This is a genomic window from Streptomyces sp. NPDC056161 (assembly GCF_042268025.1).
Taxonomy (GTDB): domain Bacteria; phylum Actinomycetota; class Actinomycetes; order Streptomycetales; family Streptomycetaceae; genus Streptomyces.
Genome location: NZ_JBHJUV010000001.1, coordinates 149,244 through 165,563, shown reverse-complemented (window position 1 = coordinate 165,563; position 16,320 = coordinate 149,244). Strand labels below are relative to the sequence as shown.

The following is a 16,320-nucleotide window of genomic DNA, read 5'->3' as shown; positions in this document are numbered from 1 at the left end:
AACGCGGTGGGGTGATCCCATGTGTCCACTGCCGCCTCGCTCTGGGTGCATGTTCCGGCGTTCGGGCCGACAACGTTGTCTGCCGAAAGGGCCGGACCGTACGTGCGTATCACGACGCTGGAGAGGTTTCGTGCCCATCAGATCCCGTTCCCCCTTGCCCCGCTTGACCCTTCCGAGAGCCGCCCGCCGGCGCCGCCGGCCACTGCGCGCGGCGGTCGCCGCGCTGCTCACCGGGGCGCTCGGCCTCGCCGCGCTGGCGGGTGGCGGCACGGCCGCGGCCGTGCCCGTAGCGATCACCTCCGGTGCGTCCGCGGGGACGGCCGGCGGCACGGACTACACGAAACTGGTCGACCCGTTCGTGTCGACCGCCGGTGACGACGGCAACGACCTGCCGGGCGCCGAGGCACCCCACAGCCTGGCCAAGGTCAACCCGATGACCACGCCGGGCCGCAACCACTCCGGGTACGACTACAACGAGGACCACATCGCCGGGTTCACCGCCACGGACCTCGACGGCGTAGGCGGTTCGGGAGGCGGCGGCGACCTGTTGGTCGTCCCGACGTCCGTGCGGTACGACAGCCGCCCGGCCGCCAGCACGTACGCGCACGGGTACAGCCACGACGACGAGACCGCGACGCCCGGCTACTACCAGGTGGGGCTCGGGGCCGTCTCCGGAACCGCGTCGTCGGTGGCGCACGACTCCGGGACCATCCACGCCGAGATGACCGCAACGACCCGCACGGCGCTCGAACGGTACAGCTTCCCCGCCGGGTCGGACCCCGAACTCGTCCTCGACCTCGCGAACAACTTCACCAGCCGCACCCGCGCGACCATGAAGGCGACGACGCTCCCGGACGGAACCACCTCGATCACCGGGCTCATCGCGGGGTCGTTCAACGGCGCCTCGTACCAGCTGTACTACGACGCCACCACGAACGTCCCCGTGACCTCCCTGAAGAGTTGGGGCAACGACGGCAGGCTGAGCGACGCGACCACCCAGGACGGCTCCGACACCGGCGCCGTCCTCGGGTTCGACAAAACCGCCGGGAACGACATCGAACTGCGGGTCACACTCTCGCCGATCAGCGCGGAACAGGCCGCGACCGACCAGCAGAACGAGGTGGGCCACCTCACCTTCGACCAGGCGCGCGCACAGACCGAGGCGGACTGGAACAGCACGCTCGGCGCCGTCGACGTGCGCTCCTCCGCGAAGTCCGACCCCGGGTCGACGCTCACCAAGGAGTTCTACACACACCTGTACCGCATGTACGCGCTGCCGGTGAACGCCACCAGCACCAGCGGCACGTACCGCGGCGTCGACGGAGCGGTGCACAAGACGAACGGCTTCACCTACTACGACGGCTGGTCCACCTGGGACGACTTCCGCAAGTACTCCGTCGAGGCGTACATCGACCCGTCCACCTACCGGGACATGGTGCAGTCGCTGATCGAACTCTTCGCCGACGCGCGCACCTCCGGCAAGAGCCTGGGCAGCCTCACCCACTCGGTCCCCACCGTGCGCTGGGAGCGCTCGCCCGTGGTGATCGCCGACGCGCTGTCCAAGGGCTACAAGAACTTCGACCGGCTCGACGAGGCGTACCCGGCGCTGCTGTCGTACGCCGGGTACTACACGGGGACACAGCTGCGGCAGGGGTACGTCGCCGGTGATCCCGGTACGACCGTCCAGCGCGGCTACGACCAGTGGGCGCTGTCCGTCGTCGCCGACGCGCTCGGCAAGAAGGCGGACGCGAAGAAGCTGCGCACCCAGTCGACCATGGCGATCGACAACCTCGTGAAGTCCGGCGCCTGGACCGCGGCCGACGGCACCGGGGTCGGTCTGCTCACCCCGCGCGCCGCGAGCGGCGACTGGCAGAGCGCCGACTACGAGAAGTTCGAGGCAGCGGGCCTCTACCAGGGCACACTCTGGCAGTACCACTGGTACGACGCCTACGACATGGGCGGCCTCATCCAGGCCATGGGCGGGGAGAAGGCCGGCAAGGCAGCCGTCGAGCACATGTTCGGCGAGGACTCCGACGTCGACGACGGCTCGACCATGCTGCACTCCAACGCGAACGAGATCGACCTCCAGGCCCCGTACCTCTTCAACTACGTCGGTGAGCCGAGCCTGACGCAGAAGTGGGTGCGTGCCATCTACACCGGCACGACCTGGAACCGCTACATCGCGACGGGCTCCACGAACGAAGCCCCGAGCTCCGGCGGCGAGTTCACCCCACCGACCGACACCCGGGTCTACCAGCTCTCCCCGAACGGCTTCCTGCCGACCATGGACAACGACGCCGGCACCATGTCGACCATGTTCGTCGCCGCCGCCCTGGGCCTGTTCCCGGTGACCGCCGGCTCCAGCCAGTTCCAGATCGGCAGCCCGTTCTTCGACTCCACGACGATCACCTACGCGAACGGCACCCGGTTCACGGTGCGGGCCGACGGCGTGTCGCCGAGCAACTACTACGTGCAGAGCGCCAGCCTCAACGGCTCGCGGTTCACCGACACGTGGCTCGACTACTCGCAGATCATCTCCGGCGGAACCCTGGCCTTCACCATGGGTTCCAAGCCCTCCCAGTGGGGCGCCCACACGAAGCCCGCGTACTCGCTGAACACCGACTCGGGCGACGCGGGTGACGGCGGCACGGGAACGGGCAAGGACGACACCGTCGTCTCCGCCCGCCCCGGCACCGTCGACACCGCCGCGGACGGCACCGTCGACGCCGGCGTGCAGCTCACCCTGTCCGGGCGGGCGTCGTTCGCCGCCCGCAAGGGAACCAGCCTCACCAAGACCGGGGCGGCGGACGTGACCGGTCTGCCGGACGGTGTCAGGGCGGACCTCCGCGTCAGCGGCTCGCGTACGGCGACGCTGTCGCTCACCGGCACCACGAAGGTCGACGCGCGCTTCGGCATCACGTTCCGCGACGCGGCGTTCGCCCACGGCGTGCGGGCCTCGACGGTGAGCGGCACCGGGACGTCCCCGACCGACCCGCTCGTCATCTCCGCCGCCGCGGTGTACCGCAAGGCCCTCGGCGCACTCGTCGACCAGGCGTCCCCGGTGCGCAGCGGCAACTACTCCGACGGCTCCTGGAACCTGTTCCGGTCGGCGCTCGAACACGCGCGGACCGTCCTCGCGGACACCACCTCCGCGACGGGCACGCTCATGGCCGCAAACGACGCGCTGCGGTCCGCCATCGACGCGCTCACCATCGACGAGGGCGGCTACGCCGTCCTACAGGCCGAGGACCCCGACCAGAAGGAGGGCCCCAGCCTCACGAGCGAGGCGTACTACTCGGACGGCGACCTCGGCGGCGTCACCGAGGGGTCGTGGGAACGGTTCACCAAGCTGGACTTCGGCGGGGTCGCCCCGCGGAGCATCTCGGTCCGCTACGCGAACTCGCAGGCGACCACGGCGAAACCGAGCAGGGTCGACATCCACGCCGGCGCCGCCGACGGCCCCGTCGTCGCCACCGTCCCGCTCCCCGGAACCGGCGGCTGGCAGTACTACACCACGGTCCAGGCGGCCGTCACCGACCCGGACGCCCTGCTGGGCGCGTCGAGCGCGACGTTCGTGTTCCACGCCCCGTCCGGCCAGCAGTGGGTGTCGAACTTCGACTGGTACCAGTTCTCGCCGAACGGGGTCGCCTCGTCGCCCGCCACCACGCTCGCCACGCTGACCGCGGCGAACAGCACCACGACCGGCGGCGGTTCACTCCCGCTCAACCTCTCGAACGGCATCTTCGAGAACGTGTCGAACGGCGCCTGGGCCGAATGGCAGGACACGAACCTCCGCGACGGCGCCGACACGCTCACCGTCCGCTATGACAAGCCGCAGTCGCGGGCGGCGTCGGACTCGCACATCGAACTGCACCTCGGCTCGAAGGACGGCTCCAAGAGCGTAGACATCCCCCTCGACTACAGCGGATCGGGCTGGGGAACCATCGCCACCACGACCGTGCGGCTCGACCCGGCGGTCTTCACCGGCGTCCAGGACGTGTACACCGACTTCGTCTCCAGCACGCAAACCGCCGCCCAGCCCTACGTGGGCAACGTCTACTCGCTGACCCTGACGCAGGACGCCGACGCCCCGGTGGCGTTCGACGCCACGGCGTTCGACTCGAACAGCGGCGGTGGGCTCAAGAGCGAACCGGCGGGTTGGAGCGGCGCGGGTTCCGCCACCGACCTCGGGGGCACCTACGACGGAGCCTGGCTCGGCTACGGGACCATCGACTTCGGCGACTCGCCCAAGAACACCGTCACGATCACCTACGCCAACAACTCCGCCCGCTGCGGCACCGGCTCCGCCGTCCAGCTCTACCTGGACTCCTTCGACCCGGCCGATCCCGGCACGCCGTACGCGACCGTCCCGTTGCCGGTCACGGGGACCGCGTGGTCGTCAGGAGGGACGACGAGCCTGACGCTGCCCACGGCGATCACCGGCACACACACCGTCCACCTGCGGCTGGCGACGAACGCGGACTCCGCGCACCCGTACGTCGCGAACCTGGGCCGGATCACCTTCGACCACGTCGACACGCCCGCCGCCACGGACAAGTCCGCCCTGCGGAAGGCGATCGACCAGTACGCAGCGCTCTCCGGCGAAGCGGAGCGGTACGACACGATCGACTTCGGCGTGTACCGGCGCGAACTCGCCGCCGCACGCGCCTTCGTCGACGCCGACGACGCGACCCAGCTCGAAGTCGACACGCAGACCCGCAGCCTCACCCTCGCCGCCAACCAGCTGATCCCTCTCCCGAGGCTGAGACTTGAGGACCTGGTCGCGACCGCGTCGGCCCTCGACGACACGCGCTACACGGACGCGTCGTGGAAGGCGTTCACCCAGGCACTCGCCGAGGCGAAGACCGCCGTCGCGAACGACACGGCTACGGACGAGACCCTCACCGCACGGTACGACGCCCTCGACCACGCCCGGTCCGCGCTCAGCACGAAGCCCAGGACGGTGCCCGCCGTGCCCGACGCGGTGTCGGCGACGGCGTCCGGCACGAGCATGACCGTCGCCTGGTCCGCACCCGAGGACACCGGCGGCTCACCGGTCACCGGCTACGAGATCACCCTCGACGACGGCCACCAGGTCGAGATCCGCGATCCGGACAGTCGCAGCACGACGTTCACCTGGCTGCCGTCCGGCAGGTCGTACACGGCGCGCGTCCGGGCGGTGAACGCCCTCGGCGCCTCACCCCCGAGCGCCGCCACGGCCCCCGTGGTGACCGGCGGCGGCAAGCCGCAGAAGCCGGCCCTGACGGGTGTGATCACCGACGGCCGGCAGGTCCGAGTGACCTGGCGGGCCGCCGGCGACGGCGGATTCCCGGTCATCGGCTACACCGTGGCCCTCGACGACGGAACCACCGCGCACGTTCCCGCCACGACGGACACCGCGCTGCTCACGCCCGCGAGCAAGGCGAAGGCGCACACGGCCACCGTCACCGCGGTCACCCTGGCCGGAACCTCGGCCGACCCGACCGCGACCACCTCGGCGGACGCCTCCGACCCGACATACGTGTCGTCCCCCTTCCCGGACGACACGCTGAAAGCGACCTACGCGTCGGACAAGTGGCCGGCGACCGACGACGGGACCGACTACTTCAACGACCTGCTCAGCGGTATCGACGACCTCCACTCCGACATCCTCGGCGCCAACACCGAGGTGCCCGCCGGGGCCCCGCTCACCGCTGAGAACGACGAGATCGCCGTGCGCATCAACAACGCGGCGACGCAGCGGGAGGTGGACCGGGCCGAGGTCGACGCGACGAACAGCGCCACCGTCACGATGGCCGACGGCCTGGGGTCCCGGCTCGGCCAGATCTACCGCGACGCCCTGAACGGCGGCGAACTGCCGAAGACCAGCGCACTGTTCTCCCGCGTCACGCAGGGCCTCGACACCCACGACGCGGCGAAGGACCACTACGGCTACCTGCGCCCGTACGCGCGGCTCGGGTTCGTCGGCGACGGCGGCGACGTCTACGAGTCGCAGGACGGCTCGTACAGCAGCCTCGCCACCAGCGGCTCGTACCCCAGCGGCCACACCTACGGCGGGTACGAAGCCGGGACCGTCCTCGCCACCCTCCTGCCGGAGCTGGCACCCTCGATCCTCGCGCGAACCTCGGAGTACGGGAACAACCGCATCGTCCTCGGGTTCCACTACCCGCTCGACGTCATGGGCGGCCGCATCACCGGACAGGCCACCGTGGCGCACCGGTGGGCGGATCCCGAGTTCGCGCACCTGCTGACGCAGGCCCACACCGAGATCGAGAACGTGCTGCTCGCACAGTGCGAGCAGCAGGGGTACGGCGACACGCTCGCGGCCTGCGCGGGCGACTCCTACGGCGGCCTGAGCACGGCGCAGGACATCGACCTGTACACGCAGCGCCTGACCTACGGTTTCTCCCAGGTGGGCAAGGCCGGGCAGACCCTCAAGGCGCCGTCCGACGCGGCAGCCCTGCTGATCACGGCCTTCCCGGACCTCACCACCGAGCAGCGCACGGAGGTCCTCGAACAGACCGCGACGGACTCCGGGTACCCGCTCGACCTCACCGCGGACGGCGGAGCGAGCTGGGAGCGGATCAACCTGGCGGCCGCGATGGCGGCGCACGTGGTCGTCAACGCCGACGGGTCGGTCACGGTGACCGACTACGCGGACGCCACGAAGGCCAGTGTCGCCGACGCCAGGGCGATCACCGTGGGGGGTGTCGCGATCGACGGGTTCGATCCGGACGTGAGCACGTATGTCGTCGACTGGCCGAAGAACGCGAAGATCCCGACCGTCTCCGCCGTGCCGACCGAGCCCGGCGCCCGGGTGAAGGTCGTCGACGGCAGTTCCGTCCTCTCGTCGGCCGGTTCCCGGTTCGCCACCCGTAGCATCACGGTGACCTCGCCCAATGGTGCGGTCACCCGGACCTACACGGTCGGCTTCCAGCGTACGGACCGCGATCACCGGCCGGTCGCGGCGGGCGGCGACGGTGGTGGCGGCGCCACCTCAGGATCCGGCCCGTGGCCCCCTTCCGGCACGTGGGGCCCCGGAGGCAACGGAGCAGGCTCCGCCGGAGGCGCCGGACTCTGGTCGCCGGCGGCGGAGTGGGCCGAGCCCAGGTGGACCCCCCGGGCGCAGGGCACGACGTGACCGCCGGACCGGCCGTGCCCCCTGGGGCCGCGGCAGGATCCCGCTGATCCACCGGAGGCGTTCCTCCGCGGGCCGGCCCCTCCGGGTGAACCACGCTGTTCACCCGGAGGGGCCGTCGCCATGACGGCACGGCCGCCCTCCGAACCCGGCACCCCGGCATGGCCCCCGCTCGGCAGAGCCGGCCGTCCCGGCGAGGTCGCCGCCACCGCCCGCTGTCTGGCCGGGGACCACAGCTCTTTCACCACCGGCGCGGAACTGTTCGTCGACGGCGGCGCCACCCAGCTCTGGACCGGTACCGTTTCCGGCTTCGCCGCCGGGCCGTGGGCCGCGGGCCGCGGCAGGGTGTCGGTGACGGGTGCCACGGGTCCGGTCCTCGGGGCGGCCCGGCACACCCGCGGGTGGTGGTGGGCCCTTCACCTCCGAGGCATGAGCCTGCCCGCCGGGAGGTGCCGGGTGCCGTGCGGCCACCCGGCACCTCCGGTCGGTCAGTCGTCGGTGGGGCAGAGATGGAGTGCGAGGACGTTGCCACCGCTGACCGAGACGTGGACACGGCCGATGGTGCCGGTGTCGCCGCTGTTCGCGAGACGGAAGTCCGTCCCGCCGTTCTCACCGTTGTGGAAGGCGGCGTCGTCCACCGTGAACGTCGCGGTCTTCCAGGTGTCGGTGCCGGTCTTGGCGACCGGGGCGGTCGACTTGTAGGCGTTGCCGGTGGCGTCGTACTGGAGGCTCCAACTGCCGGTGCCGTGGTCGTAGTAGTCGATCGTGACCGTCGCGCGGTAGGCGCCACCTGGTACGACGGCATTGTCGACGTCGAAGTACTCGTACGGCGAACCGTCCGTGGTGGACCGCCCGGACCGGCCGCCCACGGTGACCGGCGCGGTATGCCCGTCGCCGCCGTCACGCAGGCGCAGCCCGCACTCGGTGTCGGTGGTGCCCAGCGTGTCGCAGGCGGTCGCGGTGCCGTCGGCGGCCGGCACGGTCATCACGGCGGCGCCGCCCGGCAGTGTCTTCCCGTCGGCGGTGCGGAAGCTGACCTTGACCGGGTGGTAGCCCGAGGGCGTGCCGTCCGCGACCTCGATGGTGACGGGCACGGAGGCGGTACGCGCGTGGCCGAGGTCCAGCGTGCCCGACGACGGGGTCACGCTCACCCCGGGGGTGTCCGTGACAGCCGTCCAGTGGACCGTACCGGCGGGCCCGGCGAGGGTGGCGGCGCCGACGGTGGCCGGCAGGGTGGTACCGGTGGGGGTCACCTGGGTGCCGGTCGGTGTGAGGTAGCCGATGGCCGGGACCTCGTCGGTGCGGTACGACGGGGGCGCGGCATGCGCACCCGTGCCCCAGTGGGTGTCGGGTCGGGTGGACAGGGCGAAGTCCAGGGCGCCGCCACGGGTGGCGAACGACGCGGGCAGTGCGGTCGACGCGTAGCGCCGTCCGTCGAGCTTCAGGTCCGTGATGTACGGCGCGTCGTCGGCGGCCCCGGGGGCGCCGATCGTGATGGTCCGGCCGGTGCCGAGGCTGATCACGGCCCGTTTGACCAGCGGGCTGTTGAGCGCGAGCGTCGGGGTGCCCGGGGTCACCGGCATCATGCCGAGCGCCGCCCACACGTACTCCGAGGAGAGCGCCCCGTTGTCGTCGTTGCCGGGCAGCCCGTCCGGCGCGGTCGTGAACAACTGCGTCTCGATGCGCCGGGTGACCTCCTGGGTCTTCCACGGCTGCCCGACGTAGTCGTACACCCATGGAGCGGTGGTGTCGATCTCGTTGCCCGCCCAGTCGTACGGGGCGTTTCCGCCGTCGTTGAGCCGGCTGAAGAAGTCGTCGAGGCGCGGGATCACCTTGTCCTTGCCGCCCATGGCGCTGACGAGCCCGGCGATGTCCTGCGGAACGGACCAGTTGTACTGCGCCGCGTTGCCCTCGTCGTAGCCGTCCTGGCCGAAGGCCCCGGCCGGCGGCGTCTGGAAGCCGGGTCCCGCCGGGAAGGCGCCGTTGTCGTCACGCGGGCGCAGGTAGCCGGTGGCCGGGTCGAGGATGTTCTGCCAGTTGTTGCCGCGTCGGGCGTACTCGGCCTCGGTCGCGTGGTCGCCGACAGCCTTGGCCAGCCGGGAGATGGCGAAGTCGTCGACGGCCCACTCAAGAGTCTCCGAAGCCCCTTGCAGTCCGTGATCGCCCTGTGAGGTGGCGTTGTTGGGCGCATAGCCGAGCTTGACGTAATCCTCGATCCCGGGCCGTTCCGTCCAGCCCCAGCCGACCTTCTGCGACTGGGTCGCGCCCTTCTTCATGATGGGCAGCGCGTCACGGATGTTCACGTCCTTGGCGCCGAAGGCTACGTACTGGGCGAACAGCGGCACGCCGTTGTCGCCGTTCATCACGTTGCCGGTCATGTTCTGCGACGGCCACTTCGGCCACCAGCCGCCCTGCTGCTGGGCGTCTCGCAGCAGTGAGTTGGCCATGTCGCCGGCCTTCTGCGGATACAGCATGGTCTGCAACGGCGCCAGCGAACGGTAGATGTCCCAGTCGGAGAACGTCGCGTACTGGGTGTGTCCGGACGGCACTGTGTGGATCTCGTTGTCGAAGCCGATGTAACGGCGGTCCACGTCGTTGAAGACGCTCGGCGACTGGAACGACCGGTAGAGCGCGGTGTAGAAGGTGGTCAGCTCGTCCCGGGACGCACCGCCGACGTCGACCTTGCGCAGCAGGTCGCGCCACGCGGCGCGGGTGTCCGCCTGCACGCGGGAGACGTTCCAGCCGGGGATCTCGGCAGCCATGTTCTTCGCGGCGCCCGCCGTGCTCACGTACGACATGCCGACCTTTGCGGTCACCGTGTCGGCCGCGGACGTGTCGAAGGTCAGGTACGCGCCGGAACCGGAGCCGGACGCGCTCGACGAGCCCGGCGTGACGGTCTTGCCCTGCCAGGTGCCGTGCGCGGTGAACGGGCGGTCGAAGCTGATGTGGAAGTACATGGTGTACTGGCTGTTGTTGCACAGTCCGTGCGGTGTGGCGGTGCCTTCGAGTTCGTGGTCGTTGACCACGTTCACCTGCGCCGACAGGTCGCCGCCGAGGCTGGTACCGGACTTCACCAGGACCTGCGCCTGGCTGCCGGACGGATAGGTGAACGAGGCGATCCCGGTCCGGGTGGTGGCGCCGAGGGACACCTTGACGTTCGAGTCGGCCAGCCGCACCGAGTACGAGCCGGGCGCCGCGTGCTCGTCCTTGTGCGAGAAGTGCTCGGTGCGGGCTGCGGGATCGTCGCCGATCGCACCGGTGACCGGCAGCAGCGGTATGTCGCCGAACGACGAGCACCCACCGGAGAAGTGGTCCAGGCTGAAACCCTTGATGGCGTCGTCGTCGTACGAGTAACCGGTGGGCCCTGACGTGGTGTCAGGACTGAACTGCATCATTCCGAACGGCGCCGTCACACCGGGGAACGTGTTCTCCCAGTCCACACCCTTCTTGGTGCCGATCATGGGATCGACGTAGCCGGTCGGGTCGGACACCAGCGCCACGCGCGCCGGTTGCGACGGTGCGGCGGCGACGGCCGACGGCATGCCCGCCACGCACGTCGCCAACACCATCGCCGTAATGCCGAATCTCTTGTGTCTCAGGTGTCCGATCCAACTGCCGCTTCCTGGACGCACCCCGGGCCTCCCTGCTCGTTTCCGCTCGTTCCTCAGTGGTGCTCTCTGCGTCGGCTGCGCGAGCCGTCTTCTTGACATCGTTGTCAATGCGTTGGCAGTCTGATCCCGCGGTGATCGGCAGTCAAGGCCCGTGCGGACATGGCGTACGGATGTGGCGTACGGACATGGCGTACGGATACGCCGTGCGGACACGGCGTACGGATGTGGCGTGCGGACAGGGGCTGCGGAGGTGGCCGGCGGAGGTGGCCTGCGGACACGGACGTCGGCTGCCCGACCTGCCGGTCCGCACCGCGCCATGACGACCGGAGTCCTTGTACGTCGACTCCGGCGGTGGGCGGTGCCCGTGCCCTCTGCGCCTGGAGCACCGCGGCTGCGGCCTTGTGGCGAACCCTTGCGTCGGGTCGGTTCGTTGACTAGTTTCATTCTGCTCGCGGTGTTGGCCTTTGTGTCGCTTCGGTGTGTTCGACCGGCGGAACCACCTGTTCCCGACAGGGGACGGATCGGCGGCCGAACCGGCGGCCTCTGAACTCGGCTGACATGAATCACGCACAACGGCAGGGCCTCACGCGTACAGGTCGCGGTGAGTGCCGAACTCGGCGGATTCCGCCGAGGGCACCTGCCGCATCCGGCACAGGTGAAGGCGGGGGAGCCATGCCAGGGAAGTTCGTGTTCGTCGTAGGCGACAACTCGGCCGGCGCGTCGAATGCGGACGACTCGGCGCCGTTGTCCCGGCTGGGCCTCCTCCTGCCGGAGACGCTGTCCGCTCCCGCGCCGGTGATCGTACCCGGGCAGGGGATCGAGGAGCACGAGCGGGAGATCATCCGCGCCAGGACGCGGCGGAGCCGTCCGCCCGAGCCGACGCTGACGGAGCCGACGCTGACGGACGTGCCCCTTCCGGCGCCGCCGCGCCCCCGTGAGGTGCCCGAGCACCGTCCTGAGAACGTCCTCGTCGCCGGGCCGCACCAGGCCCGTGCGCTGACGGAACTCCACACCGAGGAACCCGGCCCGACGAAGCACCCGGCCGGCCGCCGGATCGCCGGGTCCTGACCATCGGCGGCCGGCCTCGTCCGCCGGCCCCCGCCCAGTGGAGATTCCCCATGGTGTTCCTGCGCAAGTACCCCCTGTTCATCCTCGGTGTCTGTGTCGCGGTGACCGGCACGGCCGTCGTCCGCGGCCTGCTCGACCGCTCCGACCCCTGGCAGCGGACGGCAGCGACGCTCGCCGGGCTCTACCTGGTGTGGCTGCTGCTGGAGACCTGGACGACCGTCCGCAGTTCCAGGTCGACCGAGACGGCCACCGACCGCGGCACGGTCTACGTGTACGCCACCGCGCGCGCCGCCACCGTCGCCGCGGCCTGTCTGCCGCCGGCCGACGACCAGACCTACCACCCCTGGATGCCGGTGCTGCCCGTGGTCTTCGCGGCGGCCGTCGGCTTCCGGCTGTGGGCAGTCCACACCCTCGGCCGGTTCTACTCGCACCGGGTCCGAGTCCTCGGCGACCACCAGGTGGTGCGGAGCGGTCCCTACCGGTGGGTGCGGCATCCTGCCTACCTCGGGATGGCCCTCGCCCACGTCGCCTTCGTGCTGTTCTTCCTCAACACCTCCAGCGCCGCCGCCCTGATGGTCCTGCTGCCGACGGTGGTCGTGCGCATCCTCGTCGAGGAACGGACCTTGCGCACCCTTCCCGGCTACTCCGACTATGCGGCAACCCACCGCCGTGTCATCCCCTGGATATGGTGAAAGGCCCGATGAACACACCCCGTGCACTGCGCGCCCTCACGTTCTCGCCGCCCGGCAGGAAACGGCCGGTACTGCGCGGGCGGGCCCTGCTCAACGAGGCGGAGGTCGGCCCGAAGTTCTCCCGGCAGGCGCGGATGGCGGCGGCGGGCCTCCCGGTGCCCCGCTTCTTCTGCGTGCCGGCGGCCGTGTTCACCGAGGTGCTGCGCCCCGTGCGGGCCGAGTTGGACGCCCTGCTCACCGGAGTCGGCACCGCGGACTCCGCGACCTTGGAAGAACGGGCTTCCGCGCTCCGCGAGACGGTGCTCGCCGCCCCCGTACCGAGGGCGGTCGAACGGCAGGTGTACGAGGCGTTCGACTCGGTCTTCGGGCCCGAGGCCGTGGTCTCGGTGCGCTCCTCGGTCATCGGTACCGGCACGGACGCCGGTGAGGACTCGGCACACGACGCGTTCGCCGGAATCAGCGACAGCTTCCTGTACGTCACCCGCGAGCGGCTGCTGGACCGGGTCCGACAGTGCTGGGCCTCCGGGTTCGGGTCGCGGGCGCTGCTGTACCGGGCCGTCCGGGGCGGCGGGCAGCAGGACTTCGCGGTGGCCGTCGGGGTCCAGCGCATGGAGTTCGGCCGCCGCTCCTTCGTCCTGTTCACCTGCGATCCGCTGACCGGCGCCCGCGACCGGGTGCTCGCGGCCGGCCTCGGCATCGGCGAGGGCGTGGTCCAGGAGAAGGTGCCGGTCGACCACTATTTCGTCGACCGCCGCGGCAACGCGGTGCGATCCGTGCCGGCGCACAAGGCACACATGATGCAGGAGAACCCCGACCGGCTCGCCGACGGCCCGCGCACGGTGCCCGCGCCCGAGGGACTGCGGGACGCACCGGCACTGACCGACGAACAGATCCAGCAGGTCGTGGCGGTCGGCGACCGGATCGAGAATCTCTTCGGCCGCCCGCAGGACATCGAGGGCACCTTCACCGCCGACGGCCGGCTGCACATCCTCCAGGCCCGCCCGGTGGTCCTGGAGCTGGACCGGCAGCGGCTGTGGAGCAACGCCAACATCACCGAGTCCTACCCGGACGTCACCACCGCGCTGACCTACTCCTTCGCCCAGCGCTTCTACCGTGAGGACTTCCACGACCTCTACCGGCTGCTCGGCGTGCCGCGCAAGATCCTCGACCGGCACGAGGGCGAACTGCGCGGCATGATCGGCCTGTTACGCGGGCGGGTCTACTACTCGCTGAGCACCTGGTACACCCTGCACGGCCTCAGCCGCACCTTCCCCCTGTGGCGCGGAAGCTTCGAGCGGATGATGGGCATGTCCCCGTCCGTCACGCACGTCCGGCCCACCCCGCCGCTCACCGACCCCACCCTGCTGCCCGCGACGGCGGCGGCCCTGACACGCCTGGCGTGGCGGCTGCTGACCCACGGTGCGGCGGTGCAGGACTTCGAGACCTGGTGGGAGCGGACCCTCACCGCACACCGGGAGGCGGCGAAGACCGCCGATGCCCTGCAACTCGCCCAACTGATGCGGTCGTTGTGGCGGGAAGCCGGCGACCGGTGGGGCATCACCCTGGTCAACGATCTGCTGTTGCAGTTGCACGAGACGCTGGTCATGAAGATGCTCGACCGCTGGGTGCCGCAGGCCGACCCCGGACTGCACAGCGACCTGCTGTGCGGAGGGAAGGAGAACCGCAGCGTCACCATTCTGATGTCGATCGTCGACATCGCCGAACGGATACGCGCCGCCCCCGGCGTCCTCGACGCGCTCGCCGAGAGACCCACCGAGGAAGTGTGGCACGAGATCGACCGCAACGCATACGGCAGTGACCTCGGCGACCGGATGCGTACCCACGCCCACCTGCACGGCGACCGGGGCCTGCAAGAGCTGAAGCTGGAGGTGCCGGTACCCCGCGACCAGCCCGCCCAACTGCTGCGCACCACCGCCGAGTACGCGCGGGGCGACCTCACCTGCGCGCTGCTGCGCGAACGGGACGCCGAGGCCCGACGGACGGGCGAGCGGCGGCTGGCCGAGCTGCTGGCCGGCCACCCGCTGCGCCGTGGTGCCCTGCACGCCGCACTGGCCGGGCAACGCCGGTACATCGACATTCGGGAGAACACCCGCTACCGCCGCAGCGAGCTGTACGGCTTCGGCCGCCAGGTGTACCGCGGGCTCGGCGCCGACCTGGCCGCGCGCGGCCTGCTGGAGAGGGCCGAGGACGTGGTGCACCTGACCGAGGAGGAGATCCTCGGCACCTACGACGGCACCGCCGTCACCGGCGACCTGCGGGGCCTGGCCGCCCTGCGTCAGGCCGAGTTCCACGCACGAGGAGCCGAACTCCCCATGGACTTCGTCACCATGGGACCCGTGCAGGACGCACTGCCCGACCTGAACCGGGACACGGCCGCCGCGGGCACCCTGCTCGGCCTGGGCTCCAGCGGCGGCGTCGTACGGGGCACCGCCCGCGTCGTCATCGACCCGCACGACGTCGGTGAGCCCTTCGACGACATGATCCTGATCGCCCGCGAAACCGACCCCGGCTGGCTGTTCCTCATGCTGTCCGCGCGCGGCATCGTGGTCGAGCGCGGCACGTTGCTGTCGCACACCGCCATCTCCGGGCGCAAGTTCGGCATCCCGACCATCGTGGCGCTTCCCCACGCCACCACCCGTATCCCCGACGGCGCCCGGGTGGAGATGGACGGCGCGGCCGGCACCGTGAAGATCCTCAAGGAGGACGAGGCATGACCGCCACCGACACCCCCCGCCCGGTGGCCCGCGAACCCCGCTCCACCGCCCGCCGCCTGCGTGCCTTCTTCGCCGAACGGGCCCCCGCCCGCGTCTACGTCCTCTACGCGGTCCTGTGGGTCCTCGCCCTCCAAGGCGTCCTGGCGCTGCTAGCACCCGAGCCGGACTGGAGTCTGGACGGCTCCCTCCTCGCCGAAATCGTCACCGTCTACCTGACGCTGCTGTTCATCCGGGTCGTCGACGAACAGAAGGACCTGGAGTACGACCGGGTGCACAACCCTGGCCGGCCGCTGCCACGCGGCGCGATCGACGTGCGGGAACTGCGGATCGCGATGGCGCTGATCGTCGTCGCGGAACTCGCGCTCACCGGCTGGCGCTCGCCGCTGCTGGCCGGCTGGCTGCTGCTGGTCCTCGGCTACATCTGCTTTCTGGTGCGGCTGGAGCGCTGGTCGGCGACGGTCCGGGACCGTATCTTCGTCAACCTGCTGGTGAGCTATCCGGTGCAGGCGATGCTCAGCGTGCACATCTGGCTGTCGTTCCGGGAGGCGACCGGCCGCGGTCCGGGATCGCACGCGGTCCTGGGGGCGGTGCTGTGCGCGTGTGTGTTCATGCACTTCGAATTCGCCCGCAAGACCGGCGCCCGGGTGGTGCCCGGCGCCACGCTGTACTCGAACGTCGTCGGGCTGCGCGGTTCGGTCGCACTGACCGTGGGCTGCGCGCTGGCCGGGACGGCCCTGGCACTCGGCGTGATCCGCCCCTGGGAGCTGCACGGGACGGCCACGCTGGCGGGCTGGCTGCCGCTGACCACACTGGGCTTCCTGTGGGGCGGCGCGGAGCGGTTCGCCTCCCTGCGCACGCCGACCTGGCCGCCCGGACCGGCGATGGGCTATGTGGCGTGGTTGTATCTCGGGGTGTTCGTCGCGGCGCTGGCCGTGGTGCGACCGGGGTTCGGGGCCTGACACCGGCAGGCGGGGCCGCGCCGGCCGCTGTCCGCCGCGAGATCCGCCCGACAGACCTGCCGGCGGGCCGCTTCCCTGGCAAGGTACTGGTGGAGACCACCTGAGGAAGGGGTGTGG

At 70.8% G+C, this 16,320-nt stretch carries 6 protein-coding genes and 1 pseudogene; 6 read left to right on the top strand and 1 reads right to left on the bottom strand.

What is annotated here, in order from left to right; all coding sequences use genetic code 11:
- The first annotated feature begins 163 nt into the window (after positions 1–163).
- Positions 164–7,141: a glycoside hydrolase domain-containing protein gene (locus ACFC09_RS00745; protein ID WP_376522351.1), complete on the top strand. Its 6,978-nt coding sequence runs from the start codon at positions 164–166 to the stop codon at positions 7,139–7,141.
- 120 nt (positions 7,142–7,261) lie between these two features.
- Positions 7,262–7,408 (top strand): annotated as a pseudogene (locus tag ACFC09_RS00740) (SDR family oxidoreductase); the annotation flags it as partial.
- Between the two features lie 218 nt (positions 7,409–7,626).
- Here the strand turns inward: ACFC09_RS00740 and ACFC09_RS00735 are convergent.
- Positions 7,627–10,707: a GH92 family glycosyl hydrolase gene (locus tag ACFC09_RS00735; protein WP_376522349.1), complete on the bottom strand. Its 3,081-nt coding sequence runs from the start codon at positions 10,705–10,707 to the stop codon at positions 7,627–7,629.
- Between the two features lie 714 nt (positions 10,708–11,421).
- Here ACFC09_RS00735 and ACFC09_RS00730 point away from each other — a divergent pair.
- The 4 genes from ACFC09_RS00730 to ACFC09_RS00715 are packed head-to-tail and all read left to right on the top strand — an operon-like array spanning position 11,422 to position 16,203.
- Positions 11,422–11,817 (top strand): hypothetical protein, encoded by a 396-nt coding sequence (locus tag ACFC09_RS00730; RefSeq protein ID WP_376522348.1) that lies wholly within the window; start codon positions 11,422–11,424, stop codon positions 11,815–11,817.
- A 50-nt stretch (positions 11,818–11,867) separates the two neighbouring features.
- Complete coding sequence (locus tag ACFC09_RS00725) at positions 11,868–12,509, top strand: methyltransferase family protein (protein WP_376522345.1); 642 nt, start codon at positions 11,868–11,870, stop codon at positions 12,507–12,509.
- Positions 12,510–12,517: 8 nt separating this feature from the next.
- Positions 12,518–15,244, top strand: coding sequence for a PEP/pyruvate-binding domain-containing protein (locus tag ACFC09_RS00720; protein ID WP_376522342.1), 2,727 nt, complete (start codon positions 12,518–12,520; stop codon positions 15,242–15,244).
- Positions 15,241–16,203 (top strand): hypothetical protein, encoded by a 963-nt coding sequence (locus ACFC09_RS00715; RefSeq protein ID WP_376522340.1) that lies wholly within the window; start codon positions 15,241–15,243, stop codon positions 16,201–16,203. Before ACFC09_RS00720 ends, ACFC09_RS00715 begins: the two co-directional genes overlap by 4 nt.
- Positions 16,204–16,320 lie beyond the last annotated feature (117 nt).

What these genes read in the sequence shown, in the direction of transcription:
- ACFC09_RS00730 (WP_376522348.1), top strand. Translation starts at nt 11,422, where the DNA reads ATGCCAGGGAAGTTCGTGTTCGTCGTAGGCGACAACTCGGCCGGCGCG.
- ACFC09_RS00735 (WP_376522349.1), bottom strand. Translation starts at nt 10,707, where the DNA reads ATGGTGTTGGCGACGTGCGTGGCGGGCATGCCGTCGGCCGTCGCCGCC.
- ACFC09_RS00715 (WP_376522340.1), top strand. Translation starts at nt 15,241, where the DNA reads ATGACCGCCACCGACACCCCCCGCCCGGTGGCCCGCGAACCCCGCTCC.
- ACFC09_RS00725 (WP_376522345.1), top strand. Translation starts at nt 11,868, where the DNA reads ATGGTGTTCCTGCGCAAGTACCCCCTGTTCATCCTCGGTGTCTGTGTC.
- ACFC09_RS00720 (WP_376522342.1), top strand. Translation starts at nt 12,518, where the DNA reads ATGAACACACCCCGTGCACTGCGCGCCCTCACGTTCTCGCCGCCCGGC.